This is a genomic window from Patescibacteria group bacterium (assembly GCA_027858235.1).
Lineage (GTDB): Bacteria > Patescibacteriota > Patescibacteriia > Patescibacteriales > BM507 > BM507.
Genome location: JAQIDC010000032.1, coordinates 25,320 through 41,242 on the forward strand (window position 1 = coordinate 25,320; position 15,923 = coordinate 41,242).

Annotated in this window: 16 protein-coding genes; 1 reads left to right on the forward strand and 15 read right to left on the reverse strand. The window is 33.6% G+C overall.

Going from position 1 to position 15,923, the window contains the following annotated elements:
- Nucleotides 1–29: 29 nt before the first annotated feature.
- From murE to PF572_03150, 15 genes are all read right to left on the reverse strand, one after another.
- Nucleotides 30–1,487: a UDP-N-acetylmuramyl-tripeptide synthetase gene (gene murE / locus PF572_03080; GenBank protein MDA3840049.1), complete on the reverse strand. Its 1,458-nt coding sequence runs from the start codon at nt 1,485–1,487 to the stop codon at nt 30–32.
- 191 nt (nt 1,488–1,678) lie between these two features.
- The gene (locus PF572_03085) at nt 1,679–2,656 is read right to left on the reverse strand and encodes a peptidoglycan bridge formation glycyltransferase FemA/FemB family protein (protein MDA3840050.1); all 978 of its coding nucleotides are present in this window, start codon (nt 2,654–2,656) and stop codon (nt 1,679–1,681) included.
- Between the two features lie 4 nt (nt 2,657–2,660).
- Entirely contained in the window at nt 2,661–3,239 is a 579-nt protein-coding gene (gene ruvA / locus PF572_03090) for a Holliday junction branch migration protein RuvA (GenBank protein MDA3840051.1), read from the reverse strand.
- Nucleotides 3,240–3,343: 104 nt separating this feature from the next.
- Nucleotides 3,344–4,615 carry a U32 family peptidase C-terminal domain-containing protein gene (locus PF572_03095; protein ID MDA3840052.1) on the reverse strand — a complete coding sequence of 424 codons (1,272 nt, stop codon included), beginning with the start codon at nt 4,613–4,615 and terminating at the stop codon, nt 3,344–3,346.
- A 70-nt stretch (nt 4,616–4,685) separates the two neighbouring features.
- On the reverse strand, nt 4,686–4,901 hold the full coding sequence (locus PF572_03100; GenBank protein MDA3840053.1) for a hypothetical protein: 216 nt from the start codon (nt 4,899–4,901) through the stop codon (nt 4,686–4,688).
- Between the two features lie 91 nt (nt 4,902–4,992).
- On the reverse strand, nt 4,993–5,955 hold the full coding sequence (locus tag PF572_03105) for a hypothetical protein (protein ID MDA3840054.1): 963 nt from the start codon (nt 5,953–5,955) through the stop codon (nt 4,993–4,995).
- Nucleotides 5,956–6,048: 93 nt separating this feature from the next.
- The gene (locus tag PF572_03110; protein ID MDA3840055.1) at nt 6,049–6,603 is read right to left on the reverse strand and encodes a hypothetical protein; all 555 of its coding nucleotides are present in this window, start codon (nt 6,601–6,603) and stop codon (nt 6,049–6,051) included.
- Nucleotides 6,604–6,898: 295 nt separating this feature from the next.
- Nucleotides 6,899–7,747 (reverse strand): response regulator, encoded by an 849-nt coding sequence (locus tag PF572_03115; protein ID MDA3840056.1) that lies wholly within the window; start codon nt 7,745–7,747, stop codon nt 6,899–6,901.
- Between the two features lie 15 nt (nt 7,748–7,762).
- Entirely contained in the window at nt 7,763–9,649 is a 1,887-nt protein-coding gene (locus tag PF572_03120) for an ATP-binding protein (protein ID MDA3840057.1), read from the reverse strand.
- A 279-nt stretch (nt 9,650–9,928) separates the two neighbouring features.
- Nucleotides 9,929–10,876, reverse strand: a complete 948-nt coding sequence (locus tag PF572_03125) for an NGG1p interacting factor NIF3 (protein MDA3840058.1) — start codon at nt 10,874–10,876, stop codon at nt 9,929–9,931.
- A 205-nt stretch (nt 10,877–11,081) separates the two neighbouring features.
- On the reverse strand, nt 11,082–11,900 hold the full coding sequence (locus tag PF572_03130; GenBank protein ID MDA3840059.1) for a Bro-N domain-containing protein: 819 nt from the start codon (nt 11,898–11,900) through the stop codon (nt 11,082–11,084).
- Nucleotides 11,901–12,008: 108 nt separating this feature from the next.
- Nucleotides 12,009–12,683: a transposase gene (locus PF572_03135; protein ID MDA3840060.1), complete on the reverse strand. Its 675-nt coding sequence runs from the start codon at nt 12,681–12,683 to the stop codon at nt 12,009–12,011.
- Nucleotides 12,684–13,084: 401 nt separating this feature from the next.
- Nucleotides 13,085–13,507 carry a hypothetical protein gene (locus PF572_03140; GenBank protein MDA3840061.1) on the reverse strand — a complete coding sequence of 141 codons (423 nt, stop codon included), beginning with the start codon at nt 13,505–13,507 and terminating at the stop codon, nt 13,085–13,087.
- 2 nt (nt 13,508–13,509) lie between these two features.
- Nucleotides 13,510–14,049: a nucleotidyltransferase domain-containing protein gene (locus tag PF572_03145; protein ID MDA3840062.1), complete on the reverse strand. Its 540-nt coding sequence runs from the start codon at nt 14,047–14,049 to the stop codon at nt 13,510–13,512.
- Nucleotides 14,050–14,154: 105 nt separating this feature from the next.
- Nucleotides 14,155–14,568: a transposase gene (locus PF572_03150; protein ID MDA3840063.1), complete on the reverse strand. Its 414-nt coding sequence runs from the start codon at nt 14,566–14,568 to the stop codon at nt 14,155–14,157.
- Nucleotides 14,569–14,907: 339 nt separating this feature from the next.
- Here PF572_03150 and PF572_03155 point away from each other — a divergent pair.
- Nucleotides 14,908–15,923 (forward strand): IS110 family transposase (locus PF572_03155; protein ID MDA3840064.1); only part of this gene is annotated, 1,016 nt, incomplete at its 3' end.

The window sequence follows — 15,923 nt, forward strand, 5'->3', positions numbered from 1 at the left end:
ACTTATTTATTTAATATTAGGTAAAAATACTAATTTTCCAAAAAAGATATCCCATTTTTATCCACAGCGGTTCTTTCTTTATTTTCTGACAACATTCCTCTAATTACAGCTCTATCGTCCCAGGGTTCTTTTTCTCCATTTTTTCTTACTATTGCCTGCTCACTTCCCTTCCCTGTTACCAATAGAATATCATTTTCTTGAGCTAGTTTTATTGCTTTTTTTATTGCATCTCTTCTATCTAATATCTTAAATAAACTATCATTTTCTAATTTCCCTGCCTTTTCTGCCCCAACAAAAACCTGGTCTATTATTATTTCAGGGTTATCATCGTAGGGATCTTCATCTGTAACTATTATGATGTCGGCATTTTCTCCAGCAAGCTTTCCAAGGATGGGTCTACGAGAAACATCTCTCCCGCCCCCAGCTGAACCCAAAACATGTATTATTTTATTGTGAGGGATAAGTTTTACAGTTTCATATAATTTTCCAACAGCCCTTGGTTCAAAAGCATAATCAACAATAACTGTAAAATTTTGCCCTTCATCTATTTTCTCAAGCCTCCCAGCTATTCCCTCAATGTCCGCTAATGATTTTTTTATTTTTTCAATATCTAAATTCAGGGTCTTGGCCAATAGAAAAGCATTAAGAGAGTTTTTTACACTCATTATTCCAAGCAAAGACAGGCTAATGCTTTCTTCTTCAACAATATATTTTGTGCCATTTTTATCAATCTCAACATCTCGATATTCAAAAACTTTAATATCTTTTTTTATTTCTTTGCTGAGTTTTATATTTTCTACATCCCCAGTATACCCACTTTTTTGTTCGGCCCAAAAACTCATGAAATATTCAACGTGTTCATCTTCCAGGTCGGCTAGAATTGTTTTTTTAACTTTTTCTAATTCTGTTTTTTTAATACCGCTATCTGTTCTAACTATATCGTAGTTTTCATCCATATACTTAGGTTTGCATGTTTTAAGATGGGCAAAAAGTTTTCCTTTCGCTTTTTTGTATTCCTCAAAACTTCCATGAGATTCAATATGCTCGGGATAGAGGCCTGTCACGAGTAAAATATCATAATTAATAAACTTATGTCTAAACTGCTTTATTCCCTCAGATGATGTTTCCACTATGGCTACTTTACATTTGTTGGCCACCATTCTCGCTAGCATTCTCTGCGTAAAGAATCTTCCAAGCATTGTCATCTTTTTATCATTCAACCACTCTTTTTTCCCGTCGTTAAACATAGCTGTAGAAGTGTAGCCAGTTTTTAGACCTGCTCCCTCCAGAACCTTCGCCATTAAATAAACACTGGAGGTTTTTCCAGTCGTGCCAGTTACACCAACGACAATTAATTTTTCAGATGGTTTCCCATAAACCAGAGCGGAAACAAAACTAAACAAAAAATGATAGGCTGGTTGGACAGCATTAAAAATAGGTTTTGGTATTAATTTTTTTAGTATATATAATGGGTTAATAGTTTTCATTTTATTATTTTAATTAAATTTTATTTAACTTCTAGTGGGTCTATTTAAATAGTATTGTATAATTTTCAATTTCTAATTATTAATTTTCAATAAATTTTCAATTTCTTAATATATTTATTAAATTTTTTAGATTCTTGTTTGAAAATTGCTAATTGTAAATTCACTGAAAATTGAAAACTGTAAATTGGAAACTATTTAATTCCCCTTCTCACTTTTCTAGCTATTTGATAAACATTATACCACACCCAATTAAATACCATGTCTAGAGTTCCTGGATAATCTAGTTCAAAACCACCAAACCCTTTCTTAAAACGAGTTACTCCAGGCCATTTTTTTTCATCTATCCCATAAAAATCATAATATTTATATCCCTCACCTTTGGCCAACATAGCAGCCTCCCACTGAAGAAGAAATGGCGCCATCACGTTTCTATGTTCATTCGCAGAAGCACCATGCATATATGTAACTGTGTCTCCAAAAAATGAAAACAAGGCTGTGGCTACAATTTTATTATTATATTTTGCAAAATATATTTTAACAAAATCAAGATTTAAAAGTTTTCTGTAGTGTTCTTTACCGTGAGTCCTAAAACCATCTCTTTCTGAGGTGCTACCCATGAGATTCCAAAAATTATCAAAGTCGTCAACACTCCCCTTAACTATTTCAACTCCCTTTTTTTGAGCAAGGCGAATGTTGTAGCGAGTTTTTTGATGCATTCCTTTAAGAATGACATCTTCGGACAAAGACAAATCCAACATTAAAGTTTTTTTTGGCTGAAGGTCGATTGACTTGCGAATGTCTAGGGTTGAATTATTAATATTTATTAAAGGCTCGAGCCGAAGAAATATTGATCCTTCTTTTTTAGCTAAATTTTTTATTTCATTAAATAAAAACTCTTCTATTCCATGTTGTGTGTTGTGTGTTGTGTGTTGTGTACTTATGATCGGTCCTCTCGGACAATAAAAATAATTCTTTCCTAGACCAATCGATTTCTTAATAAGTGTGGCCACAGCGACAAAAACGCCATCAAGCTCTACACCTAATCTAAAAATTTCATTTCCACTATCTTCTTGAAATACTCCCCATTCCCAAGATTGCAAAAACTGAGAATGCTTTTCTTTTTCAAGAAGCTTATTTAAATCTTTTTTTTCAATCTTAACTATTTTCATTGGTTTAACCTATTTTCTTTAAAGCTTCTTTAATTCTTTCTCCACTATCTTTAATATCTTTATCAATACTCCTTAAAGCATCTCTCGCCTGGGTCATGGAGTAGCCGAGACTAATTAAAGCGTCTATTTCATCACCACTAGCAAAGCCGCCAGTAGCGTTCTTTGAGTTTGCTGACATTTCTATATGACCAATTTTATTTCTGAGTTCAAGGACTACTCGTTCTGCAGTTTTTGGACCAATACCAGAAACTTTATTTAATAAGTCGGGCTCACCTCGTGAAATTGAATCTTTAATTTCATAAATACTAGCAGCCGCCAGAACATTAAGGGCTGTTTTTGGTCCAATACCAGAAACAGATAAAATCATTTCAAAGAATTCCTGTTCTTCTGGATTTTTTAATCCGAAAAGAAGGCTACTTTGTTCGGTAATGTGGTGGTAAATAAAAAGTTCTGCTTCTTGTCCAATATCAAACTCGGATATCAAGGCTGTGTTTACAAAAACCTTGTAGCCAATGCCACCTGTTTTAATAATAAGAAAATCCTTTCCTTTGTTTAAAATTTTTCCTTCTAAGTAGGCAATCATGTGTGAATATTTAATTATTAATTTTGAATTTTGATTGAATAACTAATTACTTAATTTTTAAACATTCGAAATTGAATCGAAATTCAAAATTCAAAATTAGAAATTTAATTCAACTTCCTTCTCACAACACTTCCTTGTGGAATTTTCACTTTTGTTTCAATTATCACCTCTGTCCCCTGTCCACCATGAGCAGATTCAATAAATTCATCTTTTTTAATATCAAACAACTTAGTGATTTTCATTTTTACTATTTCATAGGCTGGAGTCAGCATTTCAATAGAATATCCGATTTTCATAGAATTGTGGACCCTAACAACTGTTTCGTACTTTGTTTTATGTTTTTTGCTGGCGACAACCTCTCCACAAAACTCCCAAGAACCTAAGATATGAGAATTATCTCTATTCTCATCAGCTTTCTCGCCTAATAAAAATCCTGTCGTATATCCTCTGTGAACAAGTTTATCAAAAAGTTCTTTGTATAGTTTATTTATCTCCTTTTTCCCCCGTGCTGCCTGCCCGTCCTCTGGCGTGGAGCTTGTCGAAGTATTCAGCATATTGATAGCCTTATTATATGCACCAACTACAGTTGCTAGGTAATAAATACTCTTAGCGCGTCCTTCTATTTTGAAACTTTCTACTCCCGCTTCTTTTAATTTATCCAAATGTTTTATTAAACACAAGTCTTTCGAATTTAGAATATATGTTCCATGCTCTTCTTCCACTATTTCAAGTGGCATCCCTGGTCGCTTTTCCTCGGAAATAAAAAAGTTCCAACGACAAGGCTGAACACAATCCCCTAGATTGGCGGACTTGTCTACAAAATGTTTTGAAAGAAAGCATCTCCCAGAATAGGCCATACACATAGCTCCGTGAACAAAATATTCTAACTCAATTTTTGGCACCCTCTTTTTAATTTCTTTAATCTCCTTAAGTGTCACTTCTCTACCTAATATAACTCTTTTTATTCCTTGGTCATACCAAAATTTAGCTGATTGCCAGTTAGTACAGTTAGCCTGAGTTGATAAATGAATTTCGGCTTTAGGCCAAACTTTTTTTATAGTAGCTATTACACCTGGGTCCGATGCGATTAGAGCATCAACTCCAATTTTTTTAAGTTCACGAATATATTTTGGAAGTTTTTCAACATGTTCATTGTGTGCAAAAATATTAACTGTCACATACATTTTCTTTCCCTTGGAATGAGCATATTCAAGTCCCTCTCTAAGAGTATCAAGAGAAAAATCATTAATACGAACTCGCAAAGAAAAATCCGGAATTCCAGCATAAACAGCATCTGCTCCAAACAAAAAAGCCGTTTTCATTTTTGTAATATTCCCCGCCGGCGCGAGTAGCTCAATTTTGTTTATTTTCTTCATCTGCAATATTCTAGACCTCAGATGTCCTTAAAGACATCGGAGGTCTTATAATTCTAACTATTTTTTATCACTATTTTTTTCCTTCCGCCTGCCCTGAGTTTGCCGAAGAGTCTTTTTCTTCGATTTGACTTAATCTAGCACTGGCCAATTTACATGATTTTGCGTCACTTTTAAGCATCATACCAACAACATCATCAATTGGACTTGATGCAGGATTAGAAAGTCTCTCCCTTAGTCTCGTAGCATCATCATCTGAACTAGATTTCTCTTTTTTTGTATTATTCATATACAAATACTTTAGCTTTTTTAAGCTAAAAAATCAACTTTTAAACGAATAAAAACAGCATCCAAGAAAGAATCTGCATTTTAATTTAAAATTATTTTATTCCTAATATTTCCTTTCTGTTTGAAGCTTTACTTTCATATATTTTTGATGCTTCATAATCTTTTTTATTATTGGTGTACTTGTAACGAAAGTCATAAGCATCTGCCAGCAATTCATAAGATCTAATTTCGGCGTTTGTGTATGCTTGATTTTCAAGAGTCCCAAAAGTGTCCAAACTTGTCTGAATAACATCTTCCACCAATTTATCTATAACAATCATTTCACTTTGGTCTTTTTTTGATAAATTATTCCAGATATTCTGAGCTTTTTGTAAATTCAAATGTGCCAACTCTTGCTTAGCTCGAATAGCATCTTTATTATTACCAGCATCTTCAAGCTCTGGTATTATTTCTTTTTTAAATATTACTGCTTTCTCTGGTATCTTTATGGCACTATTAAAAATACGTCCATATTTAGCTTTTGCCTGCAAAGATCTATCATCAGTCTCTTCTCCAACTTCATCATTTAAAGACATTGCTTCTTTTTTGTTCTGCTCAACTACTCCTTTCCAGGAAGCAAGATGATGTTTAACATAATGCAAAACAGTTTTATCTTCTAGCATATCTTGGTTTTCGAAAACCACTCCAACAAGTTTGTAGAAAAGTTTTTCGTCTCGAGCGTGATATGCGATAGAAACCAAGTCAGACAATACTGATTCAGGAATATTCTCCCGATGGATTATCTCTAGCAATCTTCGTTCATCAATTGACTCAAGATTTGATCCAGAAGATTCCTCCAAAAAAGAATTAAAAGAATCTAGGAATAAATATTGATTTTTATTTTTCCTCCCTCTGTCATAAATAAGCCTCTCCCTCGAAAGCGGATCTGAAAGAAATTTTTTTATATCATCAATTTTATTTTCGGCTAAAAAAGACTCTAGATTAGTTACAATATCTAAAGCTCCGCCCTCTTTGTTGGTTTTTTTTTCTGAAGAGAAATTTATAATTTCATTCATATTTTGTATTCTTATTATATAAATAAAAAAACTATTAGGCAAGAAAAAGGCTGGTACTTGCATACCAGCCATAAAAAATAGATAAAGGAGCGACTACATAAAACTTGAGAAAATCAAATTTTCCATCTCAGCTACTTTCACAACTTCCGGTTTTTTGGGAGTAAAAATTCCCACATAGCCTGAGAGACGATTTTTATCTGGCGAAAAAAGTAAAGACAAAAAGCCCTTAAACTCACCATTGATCGACAATTCCCCCTCGGAAGAAACTAATACTACCTTTTTTAGCCTTAACATTGCATTGGTGATAGAAAACCTCTCAACCACATCACCGGAATCATTAACAACCAGCATCCCGATTAATTTCCCTTCTTCGGAAACACCAATGGTGTCAAGAGGAATCCCTAGATCTGGCTCCTGAAAAACAATACCGGCACCATGTGGATTTTCATGAGTAGAATACTCATAGAATTTTTTTATCCCATTGTCGGCTGGATTGTAATGCAAAAGATCAGCTCCATCAGGAGTTCCAGTAAGCCTATTAAGCCAACCTCCCCGACCTTTAACCACAATTTCCTGACCAGGATCGAGAACAATCATTCCGTTTTCATCAAGATTGAGCCTTATGTTTTGCTTTGCGTTCTCACTCATTTTCTTTCTCCTTTCTCACCGCCACCGGCAAGACAAAAGATGTGTTAACTTAGCAGTTTTAGAGCCAGTCTAAAACTTTTTTCGGACCATCCGTGCTAAGTTTTCACTAATTAAAAGAACCACTATATTTAAATCATTCTCTTTTTATCATCTTTTTACGTTATTGTCAATAATAAGCTAGATAAAAAATCTAATATTCGCCTTCTTAAAATTAAAATTTCCCCATATAAAAAAGGTATAGAATTAATTCTATACCTTTTTATGTTACATGTTATGTGTTACATGCTATGTGAACTTATTTCCCTAAGTGGCTTTTAATCTTTCCAACTATCTCTTCTGTTGTAAAATGGGCTTTGACGAGATAGTCATTAGCTCCCATATCCATTGCGCGTTTGATATCATTGTCCTGACCTAGGTTTGAAAGCATAATGATTGGAGTTTTGCTTACTTTTGGATCTGGACTTGCTCTTATTTTCTCTAAAATTTGAAAACCATCATATATTGGCAAAATTATATCAAGAAGTATTATATCTGGATTTACTTGAGAAGCACCTATTACTGCCTGTTCTCCATCGACTGCTTCAAAAACAGTGAATCCTTCTTTAGTGAGTTTCCTGCTGGAGATGTCGCGAAGAAAACTGTCATCTTCAACCAATAAAACATTAATACCTAGCTTGTTGGCATTTGGATCTTCTATTTTTGGTAACTGAATTTCAGGAACTATCTTTTCTGTTTCACTGTCGCCTCCTCCAGTGTTTTGTCCAATCTCTTTATTTCCATCAATATATCTTTGAATCATTGTAATAACGTCCGTAGGGTTGAATTGCGTTTTAATAAGATGGTCAATAGCTCCCAATTGCTTTGTTTTTTCAATCTCTACTGGTTGGCCAGAATTTGAAATAATAATTACCGGAATTTTTATATTGTTTTCTTTCATTTTTTCAAGCACATCATAACCATCCATTTTAGGCATTACAATATCAAGCAAAATCATGTCTGGCATAAATTCAGCTATCATGTCATAACCTTCCTCCCCATCGAATCCAACTTTAACCTCATAGCCCTCTTTATCGAGTTTTGTACTAAGAACTTCAACCAAGGCTTCTTCATCCTCAATTAGAAGAATTTTAATTTTTTCTGCCATATATTTAATTATAAATTAATTATTATCTTTAATTTCACTAGTTATTGGCAATGTCACAATAAATTCCGTTCCTACCCCTTCTTCTGAATTACAAAGTATTTTACCTCCATGTTTTTCAACTACATTTTTAACGATAAATAATCCAAGTCCAGACCCTTCTGTTTGAAGTCTGACAACATTTGAAGCTCTAAAAAATTTAGAAAACAACTTCTCTTGATCGTCCTTTGGAACACCTACCCCATTGTCTTTTACTTTAATTTTGATAAATTTCTCCTCTACTTCTAATATCAGCGAAAGCTTACCATGAGCCTGGGTGTATTTAACAGCATTTTCTAAAAGATTTTGAAGAACCATGGTCATCTTTGTTTTGTCCATGTAAATATTTGGAACTTTTTCTGGGATGCTTAAACTAAACTTCAAGTCAGCCTCTTTTATTCTTTGGGCTAGATTTGTCGAGACTTGATCAAAGACCTCATAAAAACTAGACATTTCAAATGAATAACCAAATCTACCTTCTTCAATACGAGAAACATTTAACATGTCGTTGACCAAGATAATTATCCTCTCATTACTTTCATAGCCTTTTGTCAAAATCTCATCTTGTTCCTCATTCAAAGCGCCGGCATCACCATCCAAAATCATTTTAATTGACCACTTGATAGCAGAAAGTGGCGTACGCAATTGATGGGCAGCAATAGATATAAATTCTGACTTTAATTTATCAATCATCTTCTCACGCGTCAAGTTATAAAATATCTTCATGGTTCCAAGATTTTCTTTGTTTTTACCTATTACTCCAGAAGTTGTCACCTTATAAGTTTGCTCTCCATCACCATTATCAATAACAATTTCTTCTATGGAATCGTCATCAATCTTCAACTCTTCTGCAATCTTTACGCTGTATTCATATTTAATTAACTCTTTAATATTTTTCATTGAGTAGTTCCCTTTTTTAGAAACCTTTTTCCCAAATGAATCTTTCGATAAACCAAAAATATTCTCAGCAGATGGGTTAAACAAAACTATTTTATCATCAGGATCAAGAACCATAATTGGGTCGACAAAGTTAGAGATAATAGCTTCAATTTTGTCTTTTTCTAGTTGCGTTTTTTTCTCTGCTTCTTTCAAGTCACGAAATGCCCTGATTTGAGATTTTTGAGCTACTTCAAGTTCTTTTAATTTTTTATCAATTGTATCATTCATTATAATAAGCTCCTTGTCCCTATCCATAAGAAGGCTTGATGTTTTATCAAAGTCTTGCATTTTATTGGCTCTTAGTTCTATTTCGCTATCAAGCTTTTCTGATTTTTCTGACAATTCTTTTTCTTTTGAAAAAATAGTTTGAGAACCAAGACCAGCCAAAAAAGAAAACATTAAATAGAAAAATGAAACCAACAGCGTCTTTGAAACGAAGGCATTTAAATCGAATAAATCTAGGTCTACTTTAGCAGGGATAAAAGAGAGGCTTTGCAAAAAATAAATCATTATAATCAAAAATCCAGAAAAAAGAGAAAAAGCGAGAGAACCAGCAATCCCAAAGATAAAAGAAGCTGAAAGGATTGAAAAGAAAAATAAAAGGAAAGGAATAAAAACAAAATCACCCATAAGATAGGTGATGTAACCAAAAATTCCAACTTCAACTACTAACTGAACTATACTAAGTATGTTTACCTTTATTACTTCTGGTTTTTTTTCAATTCTATTAGCAAACGAAGAAAATATTTTATTTACAAAAAGTGAGAAGATAAATATTGCTAGTAAAGATAAAATTGAAAAACTACTAACTAGTTTATCATTATTGTAAGCAAAATAAGCAAGCAAAAAAAGGCCAATAATATAAAACCACCTGGCTTTTATTATAAACAGGTTAATATCTAATTTTCTCCTTATTTCAACATTCATTATTCTAAGACTGTGTTAAATGTTATATTTTTTATATCATTATTATACCAAAATTAGGAAATTGTGTAAAAGAAATAAGGTAACGTTACAGTAACGTTACCCTTTTCTATAAGAATTTAATATTTTCTTTTTTTGTCATCTTGCCTGTCCCGTCATTTGCGGGAAGCGAATCCGCCAGCTGGCGGAGTAGTCGAATAAACAACCCACATCCTTCCTTTGTCATCTTGAGCGAAGTGCTAACGAAGTCGAAAGATCATAAATAAATTTAAAACAAATACTCTACTTCCCTCTCTTTACCCGTATCAACCCAGAAGTAGTCACAACCTCAACGCCCTTTTTCTCTACTTCATCCAAAAACAAATTCATCCCAAGAGAATCAGAGGCCATATGGCCTGCTATTACAACATTCATGTGATATTTTTCTGCTTCTTTCCTATAGTCTTCTCCCATATGCATCGAAATGATTGTTCCCACACCTGCTTGAGACATTTTTTCATACATTTCTTTTGAACCACTTGTTCCACCAGTAAATTCAGTTACAGCAATCTTGCCACATCTATTTTCAGGAGCACCAGTAAAAAGACGAGGTCCAGCATAATGTTTATTTGATTCTTTATATTCTGGAATCTCATTTAATAACTTTAATATTTCATCAACATATTCTGGTTTTTTCTTTTCAAAAAGTTTAACCAAAAAATTAGCACCAAGATTGTCAGCAATCGTATGTGTACACATATAGTCCATCTTAAGTAACTTCGCTGAGTCCACTGCCCTGTTGTGATTAACTGGAGATATCCCTCGACTAACTTCATTTACTCTTTGCTTCATCAAAGCCTCGGCTACATTTATCGGCACACCGTAACCCGCTAAAATATCTACTTGCAAATACATCACATCAGACAAATCAGAAAGAGCGACACCCTCTGGATGATGTGCAATAACCAAATCGATATCACCTAATTTATCAGCAAGCAAAAGTTCTGGTGTCTCCATGTCAATCCCAACCAAAAGCTTTTTAATTTTCTTTTTTTTGTGGTCAGCTAAAACACGAGTGTCAGAGTAAGGATTGTTTAATTTTTCCACATCAAAAAACTCTTTTTTCTCCTTGTCCATTTTCTCATATTTCTTTTTCGTCCTAGCCAATGTTTTATTAACATAAGCCTCTCCTCTTAAATCATTCTCAATGCCCAGCTTCACAGCTAGATTGTAAATTTCTTTTGTTGTCATATGTATTAGTTAAAAGTTAAAAGTATAAAGTTAAAAGTTTTTTATTTTATTTTTTCTTACTGCTGACTCCACGGCTTTGCCTGGAGTTTAAGTGCAGAAGTTAATTTACAATTTTAAGTCAATCTTTGTTTTCACAACTTGCATTAGGAACTCCGGGTACAACCCGGAGCCAGCGGAACAGAAAAACCAAAAAATACTTTATAAACTATTTTAATTTTTTATCTTCTTTATTTTCTAAAAAATTATCTTTCTTCACAATCGACCTTCCGAGTCTTTTTTCTAGTTTCTTCCTAGCTGATCCCGCTATATCTCCACCAGCCTTGGCATCTGACTTTAATTTACTCACCCCCTTTGAATCTTCATTACGATGAATTTCTGTTGTTGACCTTTCACCAAGCATTGAAAATATTAATTCAAAATCATCCATATGGTCACGCAAATTTTCTCTTTTCAAACCCTTGTGTTTCCTGTATTCAGATGGTGTTATTCCAAATGTTGCTTTGGATATTTCCGCTGTTAAAATTTCATAATCTTTATTTCTTTCTGCTCCCCTATTTTTCCACTCGTCTGTGAGTTCTTCACGAATTGCAATTCCTCGCATTCTCTTTTCAATCCAGTCATCAGAATACCCTTTTGCTTTGTATAGAGCTCTAGTTCTTTTAGTGGCCAATTCTGGGTCTTCTATTTCTTTTACTCTTTCGTATCCAACCCTGGCTAACCATCTTTTAAAAGGTTCTGCTTTTGGAGATGGAATAGATTGGATTATCCGGAAGATTCCTTCAGTATTTGCACAATTCATTTTTTGTTTACCTCCTTCAGTTTTTACTTCAAGGGTATGTACAATTTGTACCCACCCCTTAGCTAATTCCAAGTCTCTCTGTTTTATTTTTTGTATATACTGCTTAGGATCTTTTGAATCAATTAATGACAAAACGATATCTTCAACAACAAACCACCATTCATTATTATAAATAATTCTACGAACTTCTTTTCCCTTAAAAATTGCTATTTTATTTTTATTCATAGACTATCAAACTAAAAATGTTTCGTTATATTAACATTATACACGAACAAAAAACGAAAGTAAAGTACTAAAACTTAGACGTCCAACGTCTAATAACACCTATTTATTTTATTCTAAATAATATTTTTTAACATCATCTTTCCTCTCAGTAGAGCTCCTAACTACATCTTGAACAAATTTTTCATATTCGTCAATTGATTGAAAGTTTTTTAGGATGGTTTGTTTATTAACTGGAATCTCTAATTCTTTTTCACCTAAATAATAAGAACAAGAACTCCAGCGATATTTTTCAGCTTTTTCTATTTTATGAATTTCTGAATTGGCATTTATATAAGCTGATAAATATTCTAGATAGTTTTGAGAGTCCACATGAACTGCTTTGAATTTTCCTTGGAATAATGAACCTGACCTTTCATGTTTACTGTTATAAAATTTGGTATATCCACCACCCATTCTTTTCATAAACTCAGAAATACCTCCATCCTCTTTTTGTTTTACAAGTAAGTGGAAGTGGTTAGGTAATAAACTATACGCGATAATCTCAATTAACGGAGTTTTTAGACGTCCGACGTCTAAGGCCTTAGACGTCGGACGTCTAAAATGCGCGTCTTTCATGTTTTTCAGATATAAACTATATACTGGCTCGACATTATTAAATTCTTTTAAACTCAAAACAAACCTTTCATAATCATAAACATCTGAAAAAATATCGCGCTTATCAGTTCCGCGATTATAAATATGGTAATATTCTCCCGTTTCAAATTTTATTCTTTTTGATGGCATTCTTATTTTTTAAATTAACTCTGCAGGTGTCGGACACCTGAAAAACAATCAATTAGTCATTCCCGCGAAGGCGGGAATCCAGAAATGCTACAATCTTGTTGTCTTTGTATTTTACCTGGAGTCTAGGTGCAGAGTTTTGTGTATAATATAAATTTAATTCTTATTTTTACGGTTTGCATTACAACTCCGGGTACAACCCGGAGCCAGCGGGGAAATAATTTTTAATTTCTAATTTTGAATTACTTATTTTTTATTCCCCTCTCGAGAGGGGTGGCGCGATAGCGACGGGGTGTGTTTTGCGTGTTATTTTAAAAACTCTCATCAATCCTTCACGGAAGTCTCATTGATTGACTGCTTGCATTTAACTCCGGGTACAACCCGGAGCCAGCGGGGAACTTAATTTAGAGCATCCCTCCAAAATATTTATTAAAAAATTGTTCCGATTTCAAGAACACTTTATCTACAAATTTAAAATATGCTGTCGATTGCTTCTCACTAATAATAATTCCGCCGTCATATAACTCTGTATTTCTCGTCTTCCTCATGCTATTTCCATATCCGTCAATATCCTCGTCTTCCAGAATCATGGCTAGATTATTTATTATTCTAATATGATGACCCATCCTTGTTTTAATCTTATATCCCTTAACAGCAATCATGGAAATACCAAGCTCTATAAAAGCATTATAGGAAAACTGAAAAACAACATCGGATTCTTTTGCCTCTCTGGCAATTCTCAAATCTTTATGGCCAGAAGCTAGATATTTCTTGATAGTTTCTTTGGAAAAATCAAATTCTTGAAAAAATTCACTTGAAAAGTTCATGGCTATATTAGTTTAATATTTTTTCCTTTAAAAATATTCTTAATTAATTCCCTATCCTTACTTTTTAAAAATTCTTCTCTTGTCATGTCTATGGTGTTTATTTCTCGATCAAATTGTTTTTGAAGTTTCGAAATAATTTTCTGCGTCTTCAAAAAATCGTGTGAACCTACCAACAAAAGATCTAAGTCACTTTCCGGTCCGAAGAACCCCTTGGCATAAGAACCAAAAATAAAAGCTTGTTCTAGCCCTTTAATTTTCAAAAGGGCTTTTTTCATTGCATCCTCCACTCCAAAACTTTTTGCAATAATTTTTTTCATCTCACTAAGCATTGGGTAGTTCTGATTTATCTTATATAAACTCAAATTTCCTTTTTTATTTTTTACAACAATCCCCAAAGATACCCATTCGGTCAATTTTCTAGAAAGATTTGCTCTATCAACATCAAATTTTCTAGCAATTTCATTTAGATACATCTCGCTTTTTTCATTCAAGAAGAAATATGCCAATACTTTCCTAGTTATTTTTGAATTAAAATTTATCATAAATTTGATGATTCATCTATTACACTCTTTAGTGTAAAATATTACACCAAAATGTCAAGTCTAATTAAATTCTTCGCCTGTTAATTCTTTTTTAATTCCAAACATTTAATTCCTCTCAAATGCCCATTTCTGCCAAGCACCTGACCTTTCATGTTTACTGTTATAAAATTTGGTATATCCACCACCCATTCTTTTCATAAACTCAGAAATACCTCCATCCTCTTTTTGTTTTACTAATATGTGAAAATGATTGGGTAATAAACTATACGCGATAATTTCAACTAACGGAGTTTTTAGACGTCCGACGTCTAAGGCCTTAGACGTCGGACGTCTAAAATGCGCGTCTTTCATGCTTTTAAGATATAAACTATATACTGGCTCGATATTATTAAATTCTTTTAAACTCAAAACAAACCTTTCATAGTCATAAACATCTGAAAAAATATCGCGCTTATCAGTTCCGCGATTATAAATATGAAAGAACTCCCCTGATTCAAATTTAATTCTTTTGGATGGCATTTTTATTTTTTAAATTAACTATACATCTGTCGGACACCTGCAAAGCTTCCTCTTGTCATCTCGACTGTAGCGCCAGCGGAATGGAGAGATCATAGGGATGAAAGCTAGACCTCGTATGTTAACTTTTAAGTAGATATGTTAATAAAAGTAATATCTTTTTGAGATATAGTAGGAACAGGAGAAGGTGAAGCGCACTAGACCTTGCCGTTTTGAGGCCCTGGTCAGATTGCTACCTTTTCCTGTTCTCATATCGGTGACCATTCATGTAAATATATTGTCATTTGAGACTAAATTACGAGGCTTGGGCCGACATGATTTAATTAATTAATCTCAAAAGGTATGCAAAACAAAATTTCAACTCTCTTTGTCGGTGTTGATACCCACAAGGAGACACATACTTTGGTAGGTACCAATATTGCTTGCGAAAAGCTATGTGAATTAACTTTTGAAAACAATAATAATGGTTTTCAAAAAGCATTACAAAATATATTGGGAACATCCAAAGCCAACTCTCTAGAACCAATGGTTGGTTTGGAGGATTCAGGTGGTAATGGCTCTTCCCTCGCTCGTTTCCTGTATAAACAAGGAATCCCAATTAAGACTGTGAACCCCGTGCTTGTGAAGAGAAACCGTAGATACCAAACGCATCCTGAAAAATCAGATTCCCAGGATGCGATGGAGATAGCAATAGTCTCGGTTCAGAGAACTGACAAGCTACCTGATTTCACTTTAACCAAAAATACTGAATTTGCCAAGGGAGTGAATGTTCTAGTCCAGGAAAGAGAAGATTTGATATATGAACAAACTAGAGTGAAAAACAAGCTACATTGGGCATTATATGAAGCCTGGGGACTTAGCTATAAGACAATATATCAAAAAGATGTCTTCGGAAAAAGAACACTTGATTTCTGGACCAAGTATCCAAGTATTCGTGATTTTAAAAAAACAACCAGACCAACAATCGAAAAACCCGAATGGTTATTGAAAACATCCATAGATGATTTGCCAAGTGTTTCAGATATTGAAAAAAAACATATTGAAAGATTAGTCACTAGATTAAAAATGATTTCTACTCAGACAAAAGAGATAGATGAGGAATTAAAAATTATGGCTAGGGATAATTATCAATATTTAATATCTTGTCCTGGTTGCGGAATTATCACTGCTTCAAAACTGATTGCTTATGTGAAAGATATAGATAGATTTAAGTCAGAAAGACAACTAGCTAAATATGCCGGTATCGCTCCGAGAAAATATGAATCTGGGAAAACGAAGAGGAATATATCAAGTGTCCGAGGGCACAGTGATCTCAGAAGAGCTATCAAAACAATTGCCCTGGCTCAAATCGGCAGGAG

Excerpts from the sequence above, each read along its gene's own strand:
- murE (MDA3840049.1), bottom strand. The coding sequence starts at position 1,487 with ATGAAAACTATTAACCCATTATATATACTAAAAAAATTAATACCAAAA.
- PF572_03085 (MDA3840050.1), bottom strand. The coding sequence starts at position 2,656 with ATGAAAATAGTTAAGATTGAAAAAAAAGATTTAAATAAGCTTCTTGAA.
- ruvA (MDA3840051.1), bottom strand. The coding sequence starts at position 3,239 with ATGATTGCCTACTTAGAAGGAAAAATTTTAAACAAAGGAAAGGATTTT.
- PF572_03095 (MDA3840052.1), bottom strand. The coding sequence starts at position 4,615 with ATGAAGAAAATAAACAAAATTGAGCTACTCGCGCCGGCGGGGAATATT.
- PF572_03100 (MDA3840053.1), bottom strand. The coding sequence starts at position 4,901 with ATGAATAATACAAAAAAAGAGAAATCTAGTTCAGATGATGATGCTACG.
- PF572_03105 (MDA3840054.1), bottom strand. The coding sequence starts at position 5,955 with ATGAATGAAATTATAAATTTCTCTTCAGAAAAAAAAACCAACAAAGAG.
- PF572_03110 (MDA3840055.1), bottom strand. The coding sequence starts at position 6,603 with ATGAGTGAGAACGCAAAGCAAAACATAAGGCTCAATCTTGATGAAAAC.
- PF572_03115 (MDA3840056.1), bottom strand. The coding sequence starts at position 7,747 with ATGGCAGAAAAAATTAAAATTCTTCTAATTGAGGATGAAGAAGCCTTG.
- PF572_03120 (MDA3840057.1), bottom strand. The coding sequence starts at position 9,649 with ATGAATGTTGAAATAAGGAGAAAATTAGATATTAACCTGTTTATAATA.
- PF572_03125 (MDA3840058.1), bottom strand. The coding sequence starts at position 10,876 with ATGACAACAAAAGAAATTTACAATCTAGCTGTGAAGCTGGGCATTGAG.
- PF572_03130 (MDA3840059.1), bottom strand. The coding sequence starts at position 11,900 with ATGAATAAAAATAAAATAGCAATTTTTAAGGGAAAAGAAGTTCGTAGA.
- PF572_03135 (MDA3840060.1), bottom strand. The coding sequence starts at position 12,683 with ATGCCATCAAAAAGAATAAAATTTGAAACGGGAGAATATTACCATATT.
- PF572_03140 (MDA3840061.1), bottom strand. The coding sequence starts at position 13,507 with ATGAACTTTTCAAGTGAATTTTTTCAAGAATTTGATTTTTCCAAAGAA.
- PF572_03145 (MDA3840062.1), bottom strand. The coding sequence starts at position 14,049 with ATGATAAATTTTAATTCAAAAATAACTAGGAAAGTATTGGCATATTTC.
- PF572_03150 (MDA3840063.1), bottom strand. The coding sequence starts at position 14,568 with ATGCCATCCAAAAGAATTAAATTTGAATCAGGGGAGTTCTTTCATATT.